The following is a 19,740-nucleotide window of genomic DNA, read 5'->3' on the forward strand; positions in this document are numbered from 1 at the left end:
ATATATATGAAGCTAATTTTTGTATGGAATTTTTTGCTGACAATGCGATAATTGAACCAGCAGAAATTTATCAAAAATTGAATATAATATCCGATTCGCCATTTGCAGTATTTTTTAAGAAAAATCAACATTATTTGCTTTCGGCCTCACCAGAAAGGTATTTGAAAAAGGATAATGAAAAAGTAATTTCTCAACCGATAAAAGGAACTGCAAAACGAAATTCAAATGCTACTATTGACGAGCAAAATAAATTAGATCTTTTGAACAATCCAAAGGAACGTTCAGAAAATATAATGATTGTTGATTTGGTTCGAAATGATTTATCTCAAACCGCTACGAAAGGCAGTGTAGAAGTAGAAGAACTATGTGAAATTTATTCTTTTAGACAAGTGCATCAAATGGTATCAACTCTAGTTTCCAATGTTTTGCATACCACTTCACCAATTGAAATTTTACGAACCACTTTTCCAATGGGAAGTATGACTGGCGCTCCGAAGATTTCAGCTATGAAAATTATCGAAGAGTTGGAAGAAACAAAACGTGGATTGTATAGTGGTGCTGTTGGCTATTTTACACCTTCAGGAAATTTTGATTTTAATGTGGTTATTCGAAGTATTTTATACAATTCGGAAAATAATTATTTAAGTTTTTCTGTTGGAAGTGCCATTACTGCTGAAGCCATTCCAGAAAATGAATATGAAGAATGTTTATTGAAAGCCAAAGCCATGTTTGAGGTGCTTCAAGTTAATTAATTATATTTGTACATGTTTCAAAAGTTTAAAAACCATATTGACACTAATTTTTCTTTCTTACAAGATAAAAAACTTCTTGTGGCGACTAGTGGGGGAATGGATAGTATGGTTTTGGTACATTTATTTCAAAAATTAAAATTCAATATTGGTTTAGCTCATTGTAATTTTCAATTAAGAAATTCAGAAAGTGATGCTGATGAAAAATTTGTAAATAACTATGCAGAACTGCATAAAATTCCATGTTTTACTATAAAATTTGATACTAAAAACTATTCTGAAGTACATAAATTATCTATACAAGTAGCAGCAAGAAATTTACGTTACAATTGGTTTAACGAGATTTTAGTTCAAGAAAAATACGATTATATTATTACTGCTCATCACGCAGATGATGTCGCAGAAACGTTTATGATCAATCTCTCTAGAGGAACAGGTTTAGAAGGTTTAACAGGAATTCCTTCGCAAAACGGAAATATTATCCGACCAATGTTGCTTTTTTCTCGTAAAGAAATTGAGAATTATGCATCAGAGAATAGTTTACAATTGCGAGAAGATAGTAGTAATGCCTCGGATAAATATCTTAGAAATAAAATCAGACATCATATTATTCCTGTTTTTAAGGAAATTAATGATTCTTTTTTACAATCCTTTCAAAATACTTTAGAATATCTTAATCAGCAACAATCTTTAGTTGATGATGCCGTTTTGTTAGTGTACGAAAAAGTAGTTTTAGAAGAAAAAGAACAATTAAAAATAAATATTTCAGCTTTACTTCAATATAAAAATTACAAAGCCTATTTGTACCAATGGCTTCATAAATATGGATTTACTGCTTGGAATGATGTCTATGATTTGTTACAATCGCAAACAGGAAAACGCATCGAATCTGAAAATTATATCTTATTGAAGGACAGAGATTTTTTACTTCTTTCATCTAAAATTTCTGATTTTGAAACCATTGCTATTCATTCGGTTACTGAAAATACTAATTTTCCGTTAAATTTCAGCATTTGTAACTTTAGTGACATTTCAAATCAAAACAAGAACGTTATATTTGTAGAAGAATCTAAGTTACAATTTCCGTTAACAATTAGAAAATGGAAATCAGGAGATTATTTTTATCCAGCTGGAATGCAAGGAAAAAAGAAAGTCAGTAAGTATTTTAAAGACGAAAAATTTACATTATTTCAAAAACAACAAGCTTTTATTTTAGAAAGCAATGATCAGATTGTTTGGATAATAGGGCACAGAGCTGACGAACGATTTAAGCCAGAAAACACCACACAAAACATAATACAAATAACCTATAGTAATGAAAAAAATAGTTAGTTTATTAGCCTTATTAGTTACCTTTTTTGGAACAGCACAAATTGTAGCACCCGTAAAATGGGGTTCAAGTGTAGTTAAAGTTTCTGATACAGAAATCGATTTAATTGTTACTGCTAATATTGAAGATAATTGGCATTTATATTCTCAGTTCACACCTGAGGGTGGTGCATTACCATTGGTTTTTACTTTTAAAAATCAAAAAGGCAATTATCAATTAGTTGGAAAAACTAAAGAAGGAAAATATAAAAAATCGTTTAACGAAATATTTGAAATTGAAGAGTATTATTTTCAAAATGCAGCAAAATTCACGCAACGAATTAAAATTTTAAATTCAAAATTAAAAACTGTAGATATAAGTGTTGATGGACAAGCTTGTATAGACGGAAAATGTGTGCAAACTGAAGCTAATTTAAAATTTGATTTACCAGAATTAAAAGTCTTGGAAAGTACTGAAACTGTTATTGATTCAGCTGAAAATAAAACAGATTCTTTAGCTACAACAGAAGTTGATACAACAAAACAATCTATTGCACCTTCTAAAGCATCAAACAATAATACTCCAGACAAAGAAGAAAAAAGCTTGTGGTCTATTTTCTTTTTAGCCTTTCTTGGTGGTTTTGCTGCACTTTTAATGCCTTGTATTTTCCCAATGATTCCAATGACAGTTAGTTTTTTCACCAAACAAAGTAAAACTAAAGCTGCAGGAGTTAAAAATGCCATTATTTATGGTTTGGCCATTATTGCGATATACGTATTGTTAGGCTCTTTAATTACAGGAATTTTTGGTGCAGAAGCACTAAACGAATTGTCAACTAGTGTTACGTTTAATTTAATTTTCTTTGCCTTATTAGTAATTTTTGCACTTTCATTTTTAGGCGCATTTGAAATTGTTTTGCCAAGTTCATGGGCTACAAAAATTGATTCAAAGGCAGATAAAGGCGGAATTGTTGGTATCTTTTTTATGGCTTTGGCTTTAGCCGTAGTTTCTTTTTCTTGTACTGGTCCAATTGTGGGTACTTTACTAGTAGAATCAGCTTCTAAAGGCGGTTTGGCACCTATTATTGGAATGTTAGGATTTTCTTTAGCTATTGCTTTACCATTTATGCTTTTTGCCATGTTTCCAGGTTGGTTAAATGCTATGCCAAAATCGGGTGGTTGGTTAAATACAGTTAAAGTTTCTTTAGGATTTTTAGAATTGGCTTTTGCCTTCAAATTTTTATCTAATGCCGATTTGGTGTTACAAAAACATTGGTTAGAAAGAGAATTGTTTATTGCGATATGGATTGCCGTTTTTGCAGCTTGGGCGTTGTATTTATTTGGAAAATATATGTTGCCTCACGATTATGAAAAAGCGGATAAAATAGGAGTAGGGCGTTTGATGATGGCTATTATCGTTTCAACTTTCACCTTTTATATGATTCCAGGATTATGGGGCGCACCATTAAAAATATTAAGCGGATTAACACCTCCAATGACTTATGCAGAAAGCGCTTCAGGATTTGGAAATGGGAATTCGAGTACAGCTGAATTACCAGAACACGCGCACAATGGACCACACGGAATTATCGCTTTTGAAGACTATGAATACGGATTAACTTATGCGAAAAAAGTAGGTAAACCAGTTTTGTTAGATTTTACAGGTGATGCCTGTGCAAATTGCAGAAAAATGGAAGACAATGTTTGGTCTGATAAGTCGATATTACCAATATTAAAAGAGCAGGTAGTTTTGATTTCTTTATATTGTGATAGAAAAATTGAGTTACCGAAATCGCAACAATATCTTTCTAAAACTACAGGAAAACAAGTGGTTACAATTGGAAACAAATGGACAGATTTACAAATTTCAAGATATAAAAGTAATTCGCAACCTTTATATGTTATTATTGATAATGAAGGAAATGATTTAGAAGAAATGGCACCAATGGCATTCAACACCAACATTGAAGAATATAAAAAATGGTTAGAAAACGGGATTGCCTTAGCTAATAAGAAATAGTTTTTTTACTGAAAATTTAAAAGACCTAACAATAGATTTTGTTAGGTCTTTTTTTTAATCTTCATCTTCTAATCTAAAAATTTCTTCCACTTGTGTTTCGAAAAACTGAGCTAATTTTAATGCCAATAGCGTTGAAGGAACATATTTTCCTTTTTCCATAGCATTTATAGTTTGTCTGCTTACCTTAATTTTCTTTGATAATTCTTCTTGAGAAATATTTTTCATTGCTCGAAGAACTTTAATATTATTAGTCATGATTTGATGCATTTAATTTATAAATCATGTAATGAAATCGTATAATAAAAAATAAAAGTAAAGTAAACATATTATAAAATAAAACATTTAAATAAGGCAAGCCAAATATAAATAATGTAAAGAATAATATAATTGCATAATTTAGATAAGTTGCCCATACTAAGCTTTCATACCTTATTTTAGATATCATTTCGTCTTCTTCTTTAAGTTTTGAAAATCCTACTAAAATGCCACCTACAATTATACCGATGGTAAGAATTTCATCTACAACACTATTTTTTATTATTTTAAAAAATCCTGGAATTTCTCCAATACTATCTTGATAAATTGAAAAAACAGTAATGTTCAAATAATCATCTGTTGAAATATTAAAAACAATGATAATTAAAGTTCCCAAAACACTTGGGCCAAATAATAACCAACCTAAATTTTTAAATTGATTCGGAAATAAAAAATGCGTTTTCATAAATTAAAGTTTATAATTATTTTTCAAATGTAAAGTATATTTTACATATAGACAAATAAAATTTACAAAAAGTATATTTTGTTTTACTTTTTTGTGTTTTTATAAATTTTTTGTTTTTAGTAATTAAAATATTTTTCTACATTTGTATTTATATAAGCCAATTTTTAAAAGTACACGCCATGTTAGTAAAAGTCTTTGGAAGCGCCGTTTTCGGTGTAGATGCCACCACCATTACTGTAGAAGTAAATATCGATAAAGGAATAGGTTATCATTTAGTAGGTTTACCTGATTCCGCCATTAAAGAAAGCAGTTATCGTATCGCTGCTGCTCTAAAAAACAACAATTACAATCTTCCCGGAAAAAAAATCACCATAAATATGGCGCCTGCCGATTTAAGGAAAGAAGGTTCTGCCTATGATTTAACCTTAGCAATTGGAATATTAGCTGCTTCTGGTCAAATTAACGCTGACGAAGTAGGAAAATATATCATCATGGGCGAAATGTCTTTAGATGGTGGCTTACAGCCAATTCGTGGAGCATTATCCATAGCTATTAAAGCTAAAGAAGAGGGTTTTTCAGGAATTATTTTACCCAATCAGAATGTAAAAGAAGCTGCTATAGTGGAAGGTTTGGAAGTGTATGGCGTAGATAATGTGTTGCAAGTCATTAATTTTTTTGAAGGTAAAGAAACTTTAATTCCGACCATAATTGATACGAAAGAAGAATTTTCTAAAAACCTTGAATTTCCAGAATTCGATTTTGCAGACGTCAAAGGTCAGGAATCCATAAAAAGATGTATGGAAATTGCAGCAGCAGGCGGTCATAACATTATTTTAATTGGACCTCCAGGTGCTGGTAAAACGATGTTAGCTAAACGTTTGCCTAGTATTTTACCACCAATGAGTATGCAAGAAGCGTTGGAAACGACTAAAATTCACTCAGTTACAGGTAGAATAAAAGATGCCGGATTATTAACGCAACGACCTTTTCGAGCACCACATCACACGGCAAGTTCTGTCAGTTTGGTAGGTGGAGGAAGTTATCCGCAACCAGGAGAAATTTCTTTAGCGCATAATGGTGTTTTATTTTTAGATGAATTACCTGAGTTTAAACGTGAAGTTTTGGAAGTCATGCGCCAACCTTTGGAAGATAGAGAAGTAACAATCGCTCGAGCAAAATTTACGATTACTTATCCTTCTTCATTTATGTTAGTAGCCAGTATGAATCCTAGTCCGAGTGGTTTTTTTAACGATTCGAAAAATTCCAATGGTGCTTCACAAATGGAAATGCAACGCTATTTAAGTAAAATTTCAGGACCTCTTTTGGATAGAATTGACATCCATATTGAAGTAACTCCAGTTCCTTTTGAAAAATTATCAGAAACTCGCAAAGCAGAAAGTAGTGTTGAAATTAGAAAAAGGGTTACTATGGCTAGAAATGTTCAGACAAAACGTTTCGAAAATTATAATCACATCCATTATAATGCACAAATGAGTAGTAAATTAATTCGTGAATATTGCGCTTTAGATGATGTCTCTTTACAGTTATTGAAAACGGCTATGGAACGATTGAATTTATCAGCACGAGCATATGATAGGATTTTAAAGGTTTCCCGAACCATTGCCGATTTGGAAAATTCAGAAAATGTGTTTTCACATCATATTGCAGAAGCTATTCAGTATAGAAGTTTAGATAGAGAAGGTTGGTTAGGATAATTTGCAAGCTCCGCAAAGTCTCCTACTTTGAGGTAGTGTTTTTCAGTCTTTGACTGATCTAAATAAAAATATGACAGATAAAGAAGGATATATAATTAGAGACCAATCTAAAGCTCATTTTATTACCGCAACTGTTGTGGATTGGGTTGATGTTTTTTCAAGAAAAGCATATAGAGATTGTATAATTGAAAGTTTGGATTTTTGCATCAAAAATAAAGGAATGATTTTGTATGGATATGTAATTATGTCTAATCACATTCATTTAATTATACAATCAGATAAAAATAAATTATCCGATTTAATTCGGGATTTCAAGAAGTTTACTGCAAAAACCATTTTGTATAAAATTGAAACAGAACCAGAAAGCAGATCCGATTGGATGCTGAAACGATTTGAATTTGCTTGTAAAAGTCATAGCCGTAATGAAAAATATCAGTTTTGGCAATATGGAAATCATCCCGAAGAAATTTTTTCTGAAAAGTTTTTTTGGTCTAAATTGGATTATATTCATTTAAATCCAGTTCGAGCAGGCATTGTTGCCAAAGCTTCTGATTATGTATATTCAAGTGCATCTAATTATGTAAATGATACTGGAATTATAACAATTACAAAAGTTGATAATCCAGTAATAGATGTTTTGAAATCACAATCAATTAGTAATATTTATAATTGGTAAGCAAGGTCGGAGACCTTTAAACACAACCTCAAAGTCAGAGACTTTGCGGAGCGTAAGAAGTTTGGATAGAGAAGGTTGGTTGGGTTAGCCGTGTTTTTTCCAATATTTTTTACCATAACTGCAAAAAATTTCTTCATTTGATTTGATGTTATTTGTAGCAATCAAACAAACGTTGTTAGATTCATCTAATGCTATTTTCGAATTATTTTTATACTTAGATTTCATAAAACCATTGGAATCATTTGCGTATTTCGCAAAACAATCTACTGTGTTTGAGTCTAAAATTGTTCCGTCAAGTAAATTAATAAAATACTTATCATTGTTAAGTAATACTATAGAAGCAGCTTCAATGTTTGTTATTATTTTACCTTTAAAAATGGAAATTATTTCTTCTTTATAAATTTCTATTGCTGTAAATAATCCATTTCCAGAATTTTCAATTTGAGATTTTTGTATATATAAATAATCTTCTTCCTTTGCATCAATGGTATTGTCCATATTATTTTTAATAAAACTAAAATTTTAAAATTCGCATTACTCTATTTTTTCTAATATGATTTTTTATGATGGACGTTGTATCTCTATTATTTTGCATAGGAATAATGATATTTTTTAAGATGTCAACATTCGTAATTTGATAGTTTAAATCGAAAAAACAATAGCCTTTGTACACCCCATTTTCAATTAAAACCGCACTTCGTTCTTCGATAGTTCGACCTTTGTCAACCACAACCATGTTGTTGTTTTCAAATTGTAATTTATGAATGCAATCTTTAGCACGCGCATTATATATATCAGTGCTTTCAAGTTGAATACAAGCGCCATTACATTCTTTAATTTTGTATTGAAAACAGGCTAATTTTGTGTCATATAAACCATTTATTTTCTGGCATAAGTTAGCATTCGAAGTAATTTTAAAAAGAAAATTTTTTCCTTCTTGTAAACTTACAAATGACGTAATCTCTTTTTTTCTTCCATCTGCTTTTTCAATAGTTAAGGACAAATAACCTTCATTATTTATATGTGAATACAGAGCGAAATTAAAAATACTTTTACGTTGCGCTCGGTTGTATAATGGCTTGTTGATTTTAATTTCTTCCGATTCTTTCAATAATGCAATTAATTCGCTGCCTGTTTCTTCATATGATACTGTGTATACATCGCGCTGTATTTTTTTACTTTTAGCGTTTGCTCCTGTAAAATGCTGATTGACACGTTTTTTAATGTTTTTACTTTTACCAATGTAAATTAAATCTCCTTTTTCATTATGAATATAGTAAATGCCTGTTTTTGAAGGTAATTTTTCTAATATATCAAGTAATTTAGGAGATAATCCTGCTTTTATTTCAGTTTTTATGTAGCTTTTTACAATTTCTTTTGTTAAATCTTTTGCTAAAAGCATCTTGAATAATTTCACTGTAGCCATTGCATCACCACTTGCTCTGTGTCTGTCTGCCATTGGAATTCCTAAAGAACGTACTAGTTTTCCTAAACTATAAGACGGCATTTCTGGAATAATCTTTTTAGCTAATTCTACAGTGCAAAGTGTTGGTGTTTTAAAATCAAAACCCAAACGTCTAAATTCCATTTGTAAAATTCGGTAATCGAAACTGGCGTTATGAGCAACAACAATAGAACCTTCAGTAATTTCAATAATACGTTTTGCCACCTCGAAAAATTTTGGAGCACTACGAAGCATGGCGCTATTTATACCCGTTAATTTTACCACAAATGGCTGAATGGGTTTTTCTGGATTTACCAAACTAATAAACTGGTCTATAACTTCATGACCATCGAATTTATAAATGGCAATTTCAGTAATACCTTCTTCATTGTATTGTCCGCCGGTGGTTTCTATGTCGATAATAGTATAAATATGTTTTCTTTTTATAATTTTAGTAATTCGATTTCAATAATTGGCACATTGAAAATTGCCTTATTGATAATTTCTATTGCCAAAGATACTACTTCCTATTCGAACCATGGTGCTTCCGCATGAAATTGCTAGTTGATAATCGCCAGACATACCCATGGAAAGAATTGATAATTGATAATTGATAATTGATAATTGATTTATTTTATCAAAAAGTGTTTTTAAATGGTTGAATTCTTTTTCGATTTGGTTTTGATTTTCAGTGAAGGTTGCCATTCCCATCAAACCTGCGATTCTGATGTTTTCAAATTCGCTTTTGTCATTCTGAACTTGTTTTGCTTCGCACTGTTCGTAAACTTGGGTCAGAATCTCATTTAATTCAAGCTCATCTAATCCAAATTTGGTTTCTTCTTCCGCGATATGTATTTGTAATAAACAATCAATTGTTCTATTGTGTTTTTTGGCTTGTTTATTAATTTCTTGCAACAATTTTAGACTATCTACACCGTGAATCAAACTCACGTATTCAGCCATAAATTTAACTTTATTGGTTTGTACGTGACCAATCATATGCCATTCGATATCTTTTGGCATTTGTTCCCATTTCTCAGTCATTTCTTGGATTTTGTTTTCTCCAAAAACACGCTGACCCGAACTGTAGGCTTCCATTAAATCAGCCACAGGTTTGGTTTTTGAAACCGCAACCAAAGTCACGTGTGGTGGAAGTTGGGATTTTATTTTGGTAAGGTTTTTTGCTATTGACATTATTTTATAAATTTTTAAAAGCAAGATTTTAGAAATGATTAAAACTTCGTAAATCTAAAATTGTAATTCGTAAATCAAATTTACAACTCATAAATCACCAAACCACTTCTAAACTTTGGTTCAATAAAGGTTGATTTTGGAGGCATAATTAAATTATTATCGGCAATGGTTTTAATTTCTGACATGTTGGTAGGGTAGAGCATGAAACCCACTTCATATTCGCCTTCATCTACTAAATCTTTAATGACGGAAATACTTTGTTTTCCTGGAATATAATCAATGCGTTCATCGTTACGCAAATCTTCAATACCTAGTAACGGATTTAAAACAGTATCGTATAAAATTTGAGCATCTAAGTTTTCTAAAACAGAAGTTATAATTTGATTTTGCTTGTAAAATAATGCATAAAAACTGCCATCCAAATACATTCCAAATTCAAATTTATTTTGAGGTTTCCATAATTCTTGATCTTTAGATTTAATGATAAAATTATCAGATAATTTAGTAATGAAATCATCTTTTAATAAGCCATTCAAATCTCTAACCAATCGGTTGTATTCGTATATTTTCACATTGCTTTCTGCAATTAAAAAACTCATAAAATAATTTAGATTTTTGTTGTCTAAATGTTTTTCTTGTTCAAATAACAATTCTGCAGAAGCCGAACGGTGATGCCCATCAGCTATGTATAAATTCGGAATATTTTCAAAATGCTCTTGTAACCATTCTATTTCTGATTGTGTTTCAATCTTCCATAAAGTGTGTTTTTCCTTGTTTGGAGTTGCAAATGCATAAATGGGTTCGCTCTTTTTTCGTAAAGAAATAAACGTATTTATTTCCACAGAATCAGGATACGTAATTAAAACGGGTTCTGTGTTAAATCTTGTTTGATGTAAATAATCTTTAAATAATTCTACACGATATTGTAAGGTGTCTTCGTGTTTTTTAATATTATTATTCTGATATTCTTCAACAGAAGTTCCTGCAATAATTCCAGTAAATGTATGGTTTTTCGATTGAATTTCGTACAAATAAAAAACAGGTTGTTCCTCGGAAATTAAAATATTTTCGTTTTTAAAATCTTGGTATTTATGTAAAACACCTTTAAAACGTTTGTCTGAAGTAATTTTTTGAGTATTCGCATAAGCAGGATGTATGACATGCAAAAAGGAATACGGATTGAAACTTAGCCAAGCCGCAAGTTCTGCTGAACTATAATCTTCATAGGTTCTGCAAGTTACCAAAGCGACTTTGTCTGCCGATGGACGAACTGCTTTGAAAGGGATTATTTTTGCCATTTTTTAGTCGAAAGTCGAAAGTCATAAAGTCGAAAGCAGTCACTTTAAGACCTTCGACAATAGACTTTAAGACTAATTAAATTGTTTTGAAACTTTTTCTGCTTTTTTGCTTTCTGAATAATCATAGAAACCTTCACCAGATTTTATACCTAATTTTCCAGCCATTACCATATTTACTAATAACGGACAAGGCGCATATTTAGGGTTTTTAAATCCGTCATACATTACGTTTAGGATTGATAAACAAACATCAAGACCAATAAAATCTGCCAATTGTAACGGTCCCATTGGATGTGCCATTCCTAATTTCATCACAGTATCTATTTCAGAAACGCCCGCCACACCATTATATAACGTTTCGATTGATTCGTTAATCATTGGCATTAAAATTCTGTTGGCTACGAAACCTGGATAATCGTTTACTTCTGTTGGAGTTTTACCTAATTTTAACGATAAATCCATAATAATTTTAGTCACTTCATCAGAAGTAGAATACCCACGAATAATTTCAACTAATTTCATAATTGGAACAGGATTCATAAAATGCATTCCAATAACACGTTCTGGATGAACTACTTGAGCACCAATTTGAGTAATAGAAATAGAAGAAGTGTTGCTTGCTAAAATTACATTATGGTCACAAATATCGCTTAATTGCTTAAAGATATTCATTTTAAGTGATACATTTTCAGTAGCAGCTTCCACAACCAAATCGCAACCCACTACACCATCTTTAATATCTGTATAAGTAATGATGTTTGAAATCGTTTTGTGTTTGTCAGCTTCCGTGATGCTTTCTTTAGCTACCATTCTGTCTAAGTTAGCAGCAATTGTTGCCATTCCTTTTTCTAATGATTTCTCAGAAATATCAATTAATTTTACTGTAAATCCTGCTTGAGCAAATGTATGAGCAATTCCGTTGCCCATGGTTCCTGATCCTATTACGGCTATTTGTTTCATTTTGTGATTATGTGTTTTGTTATTTTAATTACTTGCCAATAGAATCAATAATTTGATACGCTACTCTTAATGCTTCTGTTCCATCTTCCAATGATACAATTGGAGTGGTGTCATTATTAATAGCATCTGCAAAAGATTCTAACTCATCTAAAATGGCGTTATTCGGATGTATGTTCGGATTATCAAAATAAATTTGTTTTTTAACGCCTTCTGCATTTTGTAATATCATATCAAAATCTCCAGGTATTTCTGGTGCATCTTGCATACGAACTACTTCGCAAATTTTATCTAAATAATCTACAGAAATGTAAGCGTCTTTTTGGAAGAAACGCGATTTTCGCATGTTTTTCATAGATATTCTACTAGCAGTTATGTTTGCCACACAACCGTTCTCAAATTCTAAACGAGCATTGGTAATGTCTGGAGAATCCGAAATTACAGAAACACTACTTGCATTCACTGTTTTTACTTTTGATTTTACTACGCTTAAAATCGCATCAATATCATGAATCATTAAATCTAAAACCACAGGTACATCTGTACCACGCGGATTAAATTCTGCCAAACGGTGTGTTTCGATAAACATTGGTTTGTCAATCATATCTTTCACAGCTGTAAAAGCCGGATTAAAACGCTCCACATGACCAACTTGTCCTTTTACATTATATTTTGTAGCTAAAGCAAGAATTTTTTCAGCTTCATCAACAGTTGTGGCAATTGGTTTTTCAATAAAAACATGTTTACCTGCTTCAATAACCATTTTAGCACAATCATAGTGTTGAATAGTTGGTGTAACAATATCTATTACATCTACGGCAGCGATTAGTTCAGCAATTGAATCAAATTTTTTATAACCGAATTCGGTAGCGACTTTTGAAGCATTATCTTCAAAAGAATCAAAGAAACCAACTAAATGGTATTTTTCTGACTGATTTAATAATCGTAAATGTATTTTTCCTAAGTGACCTGCACCTAAAACGCCGACTTTTAACATAAAAATAAAATTTATCAAAAATAGTAATAAATTAAGAAATTCCAATTAAGAAATCCCAATATTAAAAATTTAGAATTTCAAAATATAGTTGCGCTAACATAAGTTAGATTTTTTTAAATAAATTGGAATTTAATTTTTGTTTTTGAGAAAAATCCATCTAAATTTACAACACTAATTTACATAATAAATTGAAAGACACTAATAAACATCAAGGGCTAAGAAATCTGCTAGTAAAACAATTAAAGGAAAAAGGAATAACGGATAAAAATGTTTTGGATGCAATTGCTAAAATTCCCCGTCATTTGTTTATTGACTCTAGTTTTGAAAATTTTGCTTACCAAGATAAAGCGTTTCCTATAGGAGCGGATCAAACCATTTCTCAACCCTATACAGTTGCTTTTCAAACTGAATTATTACAGGTAGAAAAAGAGCATAAAGTTTTAGAAATTGGAACGGGAAGTGGTTACCAAACAGCTGTTTTGTGTTTATTGGGTGCTAAAGTGTATTCTGTTGAAAGACAAAATGAATTATTTAAGAAAACTAAAAACCTACTTTCAAAATTAACTATTAATGTTATTCCAAAATTACTCTCTTTTGGCGATGGCTATAAAGGTTTACCCGATTATGCGCCGTTTGATAGTATAATTGTAACGGCTGGAGCACCTGTAATTCCTCAAGCATTAATGTCGCAATTGAAAATAGGAGGGAGATTAGTTATTCCAGTAGGAAAAAAAGAACAAATAATGACTTTGTTAGTAAGAAAAAACGAAACACAATTTGAAAAAACCGAATTTGGCGATTTTAAATTTGTACCACTTTTAGAAAATAAAAATTAACTATTTAAAATTACATAAAATGAAGCAACTGATTTTAGGATTTTTAGTGTTCAGTACTTTTTTAAATGCTCAAGATAAGCCAAAATTAGTAGTAGGAATTGTAGTCGATCAAATGAAAATGGAGTACTTGTATCGTTTTTCAAATGATTTTTCAAATAATGGGTTTAAAAAAATAATGGGAAAAGGCTTTACATTTCATAACATGCATTACAATTTTATGCCTACTTATACTGCTCCAGGTCATGCAGCAATTTTTACCGGTGCCTTGCCAAATGTAAACGGAATTGTAGGTAACGATTGGTTTAATAAAAGTACCGGAAAAGAAATGTATTGCACCGATGATGCTTCAGTTAACACGTTAGTTGAAGGAACAGAATCTGAAGGAAAAATGTCGCCCAAAAACCTATTTAGTACAACAATTACAGACGAATTAAAATTAGCTACTAACTTCAAAAGCAAAGTAATTGGAATCAGTATTAAAGACAGAGGGGCTATTTTGCCTGCCGGACATTTTGCAGATTGGGCGTTTTGGTACACTAAAACAGGAAATTTTATCTCAAGTTCGTTTTATGGAAACAAATTACCAGATTGGACAACTAAATTTAATGAAGAAAAAAACTATATAAAATACATTGAAAAAGGTTGGGATTTATTAAAACCAAAAGAAGTATACAACGAAAGTTTAAACGATAATAATCCATACGAAGGAAAATTATTTAAGAAAACTCCTTTTTTCCCTTACGATACCAAAGAAATGTTTGCCAATAATGATGCTGGAGTTTTAAGAACAACACCTTACGGAAATAATTTAATAGCAGATTTTGCCAAAAGAGCTATTGAAAATGAAAAAATGGGAGCAGATGAAATTACCGATTTTTTAACGCTTAGTTTCTCCTCTACAGATTATGTTGGTCATGTTTTAGGGCCTCGTTCCATTGAGTTACAGGATACTTATTTGCGTTTAGATGAAACAATAGCTGATTTATTAACTTATCTGGACGAGAAAGTGGGCAAAGGAAACTATTTAGTTTTCCTAACAGCAGATCATGCTGGAGCAGAAAATGCAACTTATTTAAAAGATAATAAATACGAAATAGAAAGTTTAAACAGCAAAAATTTACAACAGCGTATTATTGATTTTTCTCAAAAAACGTTTGGTGAAAATATGCTATTAGATTATTCCAATTTTAATGTTTTTATAAACAAAGAAAAAGTAACACAAAAAGGATTAGAATTACAAAAAGTCAAGCGACAATTTAAAGATTTTATACTTTCGCAACACTTTATAAGTAATGTTTTTACAGAAGAAGAAATTCAAAATTCGGGTACAAATAATCAATTACTTCAAATTGTTGCCAACGGTTACGATCCAAAACAAAACGGAGAATTAGTCTTATTATTTAAACCAGGTTTTATGGAATATTCTTCAACAGGAACTACGCACGGTTCTCCCTATTCATATGATACCCATGTTCCATGTTTGTTTTATGGTTGGAAAATTAAAAAAGGTGCATCTTTTAATAAAAAAACAATTACACAAATTGCACCTACTTTAGCTCAAAAATTACAAATAACAATGCCAAACGGCACACAATCTGAAGTTTTAGAAGAAATATTAAAATAGAAAAACAACGAAATATTTTACATAATTTAATAAGTATACTAAATAATCAAATTTAATTTTAAAAACAAGAATAAAATTAGTCAATTACCAATTACTTTATTATTTTTGTGCCACTTTTAAACAAGATTAACTCATTCACAATTATGAACGTACACGAATATCAAGGTAAAGAAATATTAGCAAGCTATGGCGTGCGCATACAACGAGGTCATGTAGCTAATAATGCAGAAGAAGCTGTTGAAAAAGCGAAGCAATTAACTGCAGAAACTGGCACAGGTTGGCATGTTATAAAAGCTCAAATACATGCTGGTGGTCGTGGAAAAGGTGGAGGTGTTAAATTAGCTAAAAATTTAGATCAAGTTAAAGATATAGCGGGTCAAATTATTGGTATGGATTTAATTACGCCTCAAACACCTCCAACAGGAAAAAGAGTGCATAAAGTTTTAATTGCCGAAGATGTATATTATCCTGGTGAAACAGAAACTAAAGAATTTTACATGTCTGTTTTACTAAACAGAGGTAAAGGTCGTAATATGATTATGTATTCTACAGAAGGTGGAATGGATATTGAAGAAGTAGCGGAACATACACCACATTTAATTTTTACAGAAGAAATTGACCCTTCAGTTGGTTTACAAGGATTTCAAGCCAGACAAATTGCTTTTAATTTAGGTTTATCAGGTGAAGCGTTTAAAGAAATGGTTAAATTTGTGGACGCTTTGTATAAAGCTTACATTGGTTCAGACGCAACAATGTTTGAAATTAATCCAGTTTTAAAAACATCAGATAATAAAATTATTGCAGTTGATGCTAAAGTTGATTTGGATGACAACGCCTTATTTCGTCATAAAGATTTGGCTGAAATGCGTGATGTTCGTGAGGAAAATCCAATTGAAGTGGAAGCTAAAGAAGTTGGTTTAAATTATGTAGATTTAGACGGAACTGTTGGATGTATGGTAAATGGTGCTGGTTTAGCAATGGCTACTATGGATTTAATTAAATACGCTGGTTTTGAACCAGCAAACTTCTTAGACGTAGGTGGAACTGCAGACGCAAAACGCGTTGAAACTGCTTTCCGTATTATTTTAAAAGATGCGAATGTAAAAGCCATTTTAATTAATATTTTTGGTGGAATTGTACGATGCGATAGAGTAGCGCAAGGAGTTGTAGATGCTTATAAAAATATGGGAGATGCCATTAAAGTGCCAATTATTGTTCGTTTACAAGGTACAAATGCAGAAATTGCAAAAGAATTAATTGACAATTCAGGCATGCCAATTTTATCAGCGGTTCAGTTTCAAGAAGCTGCAGATCAAGTAAAAGCAGCTTTATCTTAATAAAATTACTTTTATTTTATATATTTATCCCGACTTAGGTCGGGTTTTTTAAATTTGACATAAAGGGGGATTAGCTCATTTGGTTAGAGCGCTACGCTGGCAGTGTAGAGGCGACCGGTTCGAATCCGGTATTCTCCACGGTTTAGGACAAATCTATTTTTTTAGATTTGTCCTATTTTTTTGCCTCGAAAAGTTTAATGTAATTAAGCAAACGATTGGAGAGAGAGAGCGATTGACTGCTCTCTTAACTAAAAACTACACTATTGTTGATATAGTTTTTTTAATTTCCCTATTTTACTTTATAAAACAAATAGTATCTGCGTATGAAACAAAATCGCATACTTTTTGAGTTATATTGACACTTTATTGGTATATAGTAAGACTTATGTTTGTATTTAATTGTTGATATATCTAAATCCTATTCAAATCTTGGGATTTTAATAATTTTTCTAAGCAAATATAAAAAATGATTATGCAAACTCTATATAAATACTTGGCCTTACTTAGCGTTATTCTATTTTTTAGTATAAAATCACAGGCACAATCGCTACCCATTACCTCTTATGGGGTTTGGGATCGTGGCGGAGGAATTCCAGACTATTCAGCTCCAAATGCCGACTTTGTCAAGGGTATAGAAACTACTCTTGATTGGAAAGATATTCAGGCTGGACCAGGAACAAATAATTGTGACTTTAGTGCTTTTCAAACCATATTAGATGTTGCTGTTGCTAATAATAAGTTGATTCGATTTAGTGTCAATGTTGGCCCCGATTGCCCTTTATGGGTTTTTGACAATGGTGTTCCGTTAGTAAATGTAATTAGTAACGCACCCAAGAATGATGCATATGCCAATAGAAACCCTTATTATCCTGACCCAGAGTATAAAGCCTACTATTTTGAAATGATTAGACAATTTGCTTTGTTTTTGAGAAATCAACCTCAAGCAAAATTCAATCATATTGCTTTTGTACAAGTGAAAACAGGTTGCACAGGAGACGAAGAACCTTACAAAGGAACTGTTACTGATGGAACAAATGGTACTGTTGATAATACTCAATACGACTTAACCGAAGCACAATGGGAAGCATTTCGTTTAGAAGCATTTGCTAAATTTAAATTTTATTTTAACGATGTTACTACTAACAAAATTGTTTTAACATTCAATAATGTAGACCCTATTAAATACCCAGACGCATATAATTATGTAATGACGCAATTAGATCCTGTATTGGGCTTTGGGATTAAAGGTGGAGCATTCAACAGGGGGCACCATTTATCAGAGGAGCAAAGCTACAAAGAGCAATGGAATCCATTTTTAATTAATCCAAAAGTAGGTCCTGGTAATCCAAATGGAGTAAAACTATTTTCAGCTTCAGAAATGGACCAGTCTTGGGACAAAGGGTATTTTGCGTTGAACTATGAAATTGGTTTTTATTGGTCAGCCCTTGGGGGTATTAATACAGGGCTTTCTTGTACCAATATTTCGGTAAGCGCCATGACGTATGCCTTAGCAAATCCCGGGATTATTGACATCTTCAAAATGTACAACCGATACGCCCAACAGGTTTATCCGGCAACAGCCACAACTGCTTTTTCTGTTTTTCACGAAGGACTCAATTCGGAAGATACCGTTAAATTTCCTGTATCGACCTATGGTTCCGCTAGTAGGACCAATCTAGCTCGTTATCAAAATATATGTAACGACCCTAAATATGCTAATAGAGGAGCTCGTATAGATGATCCAATTGCCGTGGTGAAAGGACAAGTATTTCAGCGTGAAGATCAAGAGTTTTACAATGATGCAGGTTGGGATATTTGTGAAGGAAATATTGAGCGATTTATGACTCAAATCAATCCTGATGCAACCTCCATAGGATTGTTCAGGGTACGAGGAGCTTTAACTTTAACTTCTTCAAAGTACGATCGTTTTGCCCGTTCTTTTGAGAATAGCACTGGTAAAAATACGATGTATTTCCAATTGCATACGGAATTACCAGTAAACAATAAAACATTGAAGTTTACCATTATTTGGCTGGATAAAACGGCGGGTTCCACCTGGGCCTTCAAATATAGAAATGCCGCAGGTCTTCAGTCCATACCGTTTACAGGAACTGGAACTAATCAATGGAGAACAGAAACCATAACCCTATCAGATGCCATTATGAATCAAGGCGGTTCTCTCCAATCCGATTTCATGTTGGTCAATACAGACACAACAGATGATATTTTTAACGGAATTGAGATGAATATCATTCAAGACCAAACGATTAATTTTAATGCATTACCCTCAAAAAAAGTAGGTGAAGCTAACTTTAGCCCTGGCGCGACAGCCAGTTCAGGTCTGGCGGTTACGTATACAAGTTCAAACACTAACGTAGCCACCATTGTTGGTAATAATATTCAAATTGTAGGAAGTGGCTCTTGTACAATTACAGCCTCACAAGCTGGAGATAATTATTATCACCCTGCATCTTCGGTTGCGCAGTATTTTTCAGTTGCATTAGAAACCAAAACTACCATTACTACAACTGGAACATGGACAGCTCCAGCAGGCATAAATAAAATAAAAGTTGAAGCCTGGGGCGGCGGCGGCGGCGGCGGCGGAACCATACTATCAGGTTTTGCAGGTGGTGGTGCGGGAGGTTCTTATATTATAAATGATAACGTGACTGTTGTCCCTGCAACAATTTATACCGTGACAGTGGGTGCTGGTGGAGCACTAAGTGGTAATGGTGGGGCTAATGGAAATAATGGAGGCAATACAACATTCGGATCAACGACTCCTGTAATTGCAAATGGTGGTGTCGGAGGAAGCGGAACAAATACCGCAGGACAATTAGGCGCAGGCGGTACAAATAGTTCAG

General features: G+C 32.1%; 16 protein-coding genes, 1 tRNA gene and 2 pseudogenes. 11 read left to right on the forward strand and 8 right to left on the reverse strand.

Features of this window, described 5'->3' with window-relative positions; genetic code table 11:
- The 4 genes and pseudogenes from ACIQ2I_RS02970 to ACIQ2I_RS02985 form a co-directional block, all read left to right on the forward strand.
- Positions 1-752, forward strand: a 752-nt coding sequence (locus tag ACIQ2I_RS02970; RefSeq protein ID WP_396180943.1) for an anthranilate synthase component I family protein, incomplete at its 5' end; no start/stop codon positions are given.
- Positions 753-764: 12 nt separating this feature from the next.
- Positions 765-1,352 (forward strand): annotated as a pseudogene (tilS, locus tag ACIQ2I_RS02975) (tRNA lysidine(34) synthetase TilS); the annotation flags it as partial.
- 543 nt (positions 1,353-1,895) lie between these two features.
- A pseudogene (locus ACIQ2I_RS02980) lies at positions 1,896-2,081 on the forward strand (tRNA lysidine(34) synthetase TilS C-terminal domain-containing protein); the annotation flags it as partial.
- Complete coding sequence (locus ACIQ2I_RS02985) at positions 2,065-4,077, forward strand: protein-disulfide reductase DsbD family protein (protein ID WP_396180944.1); 2,013 nt, start codon at positions 2,065-2,067, stop codon at positions 4,075-4,077. The pseudogene ACIQ2I_RS02980 and the gene ACIQ2I_RS02985, both read left to right, overlap by 17 nt.
- A gap of 54 nt (positions 4,078-4,131) precedes the next feature.
- Here ACIQ2I_RS02985 and ACIQ2I_RS02990 read toward each other — a convergent pair whose 3' ends face one another.
- Positions 4,132-4,344 carry a helix-turn-helix transcriptional regulator gene (locus ACIQ2I_RS02990; RefSeq protein ID WP_396180945.1) on the reverse strand — a complete coding sequence of 71 codons (213 nt, stop codon included), beginning with the start codon at positions 4,342-4,344 and terminating at the stop codon, positions 4,132-4,134.
- Positions 4,325-4,798 (reverse strand): hypothetical protein, encoded by a 474-nt coding sequence (locus ACIQ2I_RS02995; RefSeq protein ID WP_396180946.1) that lies wholly within the window; start codon positions 4,796-4,798, stop codon positions 4,325-4,327. Before ACIQ2I_RS02995 ends, ACIQ2I_RS02990 begins: the two co-directional genes overlap by 20 nt.
- Before the next feature lie 179 nt (positions 4,799-4,977).
- Here ACIQ2I_RS02995 and ACIQ2I_RS03000 point away from each other — a divergent pair, with 179 nt between their 5' ends.
- Together ACIQ2I_RS03000 and ACIQ2I_RS03005 are read left to right on the forward strand one after the other, a co-directional pair.
- Positions 4,978-6,513, forward strand: coding sequence for a YifB family Mg chelatase-like AAA ATPase (locus ACIQ2I_RS03000; protein WP_396180947.1), 1,536 nt, complete (start codon positions 4,978-4,980; stop codon positions 6,511-6,513).
- A 70-nt stretch (positions 6,514-6,583) separates the two neighbouring features.
- Positions 6,584-7,189, forward strand: a complete 606-nt coding sequence (locus ACIQ2I_RS03005; RefSeq protein WP_396180948.1) for an REP-associated tyrosine transposase — start codon at positions 6,584-6,586, stop codon at positions 7,187-7,189.
- 84 nt (positions 7,190-7,273) lie between these two features.
- Here the strand turns inward: ACIQ2I_RS03005 and ACIQ2I_RS03010 are convergent, their stop codons facing one another.
- From ACIQ2I_RS03010 to ACIQ2I_RS03035, 6 genes are all read right to left on the reverse strand, one after another.
- Positions 7,274-7,687 (reverse strand): SET domain-containing protein-lysine N-methyltransferase, encoded by a 414-nt coding sequence (locus ACIQ2I_RS03010; RefSeq protein WP_396180949.1) that lies wholly within the window; start codon positions 7,685-7,687, stop codon positions 7,274-7,276.
- 16 nt (positions 7,688-7,703) lie between these two features.
- Complete coding sequence (locus tag ACIQ2I_RS03015; protein WP_396180958.1) at positions 7,704-9,065, reverse strand: exonuclease domain-containing protein; 1,362 nt, start codon at positions 9,063-9,065, stop codon at positions 7,704-7,706.
- Between the two features lie 60 nt (positions 9,066-9,125).
- Entirely contained in the window at positions 9,126-9,827 is a 702-nt protein-coding gene (locus tag ACIQ2I_RS03020; protein ID WP_396180950.1) for a YggS family pyridoxal phosphate-dependent enzyme, read from the reverse strand.
- Positions 9,828-9,907: 80 nt separating this feature from the next.
- The gene (locus tag ACIQ2I_RS03025) at positions 9,908-11,125 is read right to left on the reverse strand and encodes a DUF1015 domain-containing protein (protein WP_396180951.1); all 1,218 of its coding nucleotides are present in this window, start codon (positions 11,123-11,125) and stop codon (positions 9,908-9,910) included.
- A 72-nt stretch (positions 11,126-11,197) separates the two neighbouring features.
- Positions 11,198-12,085, reverse strand: a complete 888-nt coding sequence (locus ACIQ2I_RS03030) for a 3-hydroxyacyl-CoA dehydrogenase family protein (protein WP_396180952.1) — start codon at positions 12,083-12,085, stop codon at positions 11,198-11,200.
- A 28-nt stretch (positions 12,086-12,113) separates the two neighbouring features.
- Positions 12,114-13,079 (reverse strand): Gfo/Idh/MocA family protein, encoded by a 966-nt coding sequence (locus tag ACIQ2I_RS03035; protein ID WP_396180953.1) that lies wholly within the window; start codon positions 13,077-13,079, stop codon positions 12,114-12,116.
- 188 nt (positions 13,080-13,267) lie between these two features.
- Between ACIQ2I_RS03035 and ACIQ2I_RS03040 the strand changes: the two genes are divergently transcribed.
- The 5 genes from ACIQ2I_RS03040 to ACIQ2I_RS03060 all read left to right on the forward strand — a co-directional run.
- Complete coding sequence (locus ACIQ2I_RS03040; protein ID WP_396180954.1) at positions 13,268-13,915, forward strand: protein-L-isoaspartate(D-aspartate) O-methyltransferase; 648 nt, start codon at positions 13,268-13,270, stop codon at positions 13,913-13,915.
- Positions 13,916-13,934: 19 nt separating this feature from the next.
- On the forward strand, positions 13,935-15,539 hold the full coding sequence (gene pafA, locus ACIQ2I_RS03045; protein ID WP_396180955.1) for an alkaline phosphatase PafA: 1,605 nt from the start codon (positions 13,935-13,937) through the stop codon (positions 15,537-15,539).
- Positions 15,540-15,682: 143 nt separating this feature from the next.
- A complete protein-coding gene (gene sucC / locus ACIQ2I_RS03050) occupies positions 15,683-16,876 on the forward strand; it encodes an ADP-forming succinate--CoA ligase subunit beta (protein WP_396180956.1) in 1,194 nt (397 codons plus the stop codon).
- A 64-nt stretch (positions 16,877-16,940) separates the two neighbouring features.
- Positions 16,941-17,014 (forward strand) — tRNA-Ala (locus ACIQ2I_RS03055).
- Positions 17,015-17,348: 334 nt separating this feature from the next.
- A partial coding sequence (locus ACIQ2I_RS03060) for a glycine-rich domain-containing protein (protein WP_396180957.1) occupies positions 17,349-19,740 on the forward strand: 2,392 nt, incomplete at its 3' end.

The sequence above is a fragment of the Flavobacterium sp. genome (assembly GCF_044368995.1).
In the GTDB taxonomy this organism is placed as follows: domain Bacteria; phylum Bacteroidota; class Bacteroidia; order Flavobacteriales; family Flavobacteriaceae; genus Flavobacterium.

Coding starts and splice junctions, on each gene's coding strand:
- ACIQ2I_RS03000 (WP_396180947.1), top strand. CDS start 4,978: ATGTTAGTAAAAGTCTTTGGAAGCGCCGTTTTCGGTGTAGATGCCACC.
- ACIQ2I_RS02990 (WP_396180945.1), bottom strand. CDS start 4,344: ATGCATCAAATCATGACTAATAATATTAAAGTTCTTCGAGCAATGAAA.
- ACIQ2I_RS03010 (WP_396180949.1), bottom strand. CDS start 7,687: ATGGACAATACCATTGATGCAAAGGAAGAAGATTATTTATATATACAA.
- ACIQ2I_RS02995 (WP_396180946.1), bottom strand. CDS start 4,798: ATGAAAACGCATTTTTTATTTCCGAATCAATTTAAAAATTTAGGTTGG.
- ACIQ2I_RS03005 (WP_396180948.1), top strand. CDS start 6,584: ATGACAGATAAAGAAGGATATATAATTAGAGACCAATCTAAAGCTCAT.
- sucC (WP_396180956.1), top strand. CDS start 15,683: ATGAACGTACACGAATATCAAGGTAAAGAAATATTAGCAAGCTATGGC.
- ACIQ2I_RS03030 (WP_396180952.1), bottom strand. CDS start 12,085: ATGAAACAAATAGCCGTAATAGGATCAGGAACCATGGGCAACGGAATT.
- ACIQ2I_RS03035 (WP_396180953.1), bottom strand. CDS start 13,079: ATGTTAAAAGTCGGCGTTTTAGGTGCAGGTCACTTAGGAAAAATACAT.
- ACIQ2I_RS03025 (WP_396180951.1), bottom strand. CDS start 11,125: ATGGCAAAAATAATCCCTTTCAAAGCAGTTCGTCCATCGGCAGACAAA.
- ACIQ2I_RS03020 (WP_396180950.1), bottom strand. CDS start 9,827: ATGTCAATAGCAAAAAACCTTACCAAAATAAAATCCCAACTTCCACCA.
- pafA (WP_396180955.1), top strand. CDS start 13,935: ATGAAGCAACTGATTTTAGGATTTTTAGTGTTCAGTACTTTTTTAAAT.
- ACIQ2I_RS02985 (WP_396180944.1), top strand. CDS start 2,065: ATGAAAAAAATAGTTAGTTTATTAGCCTTATTAGTTACCTTTTTTGGA.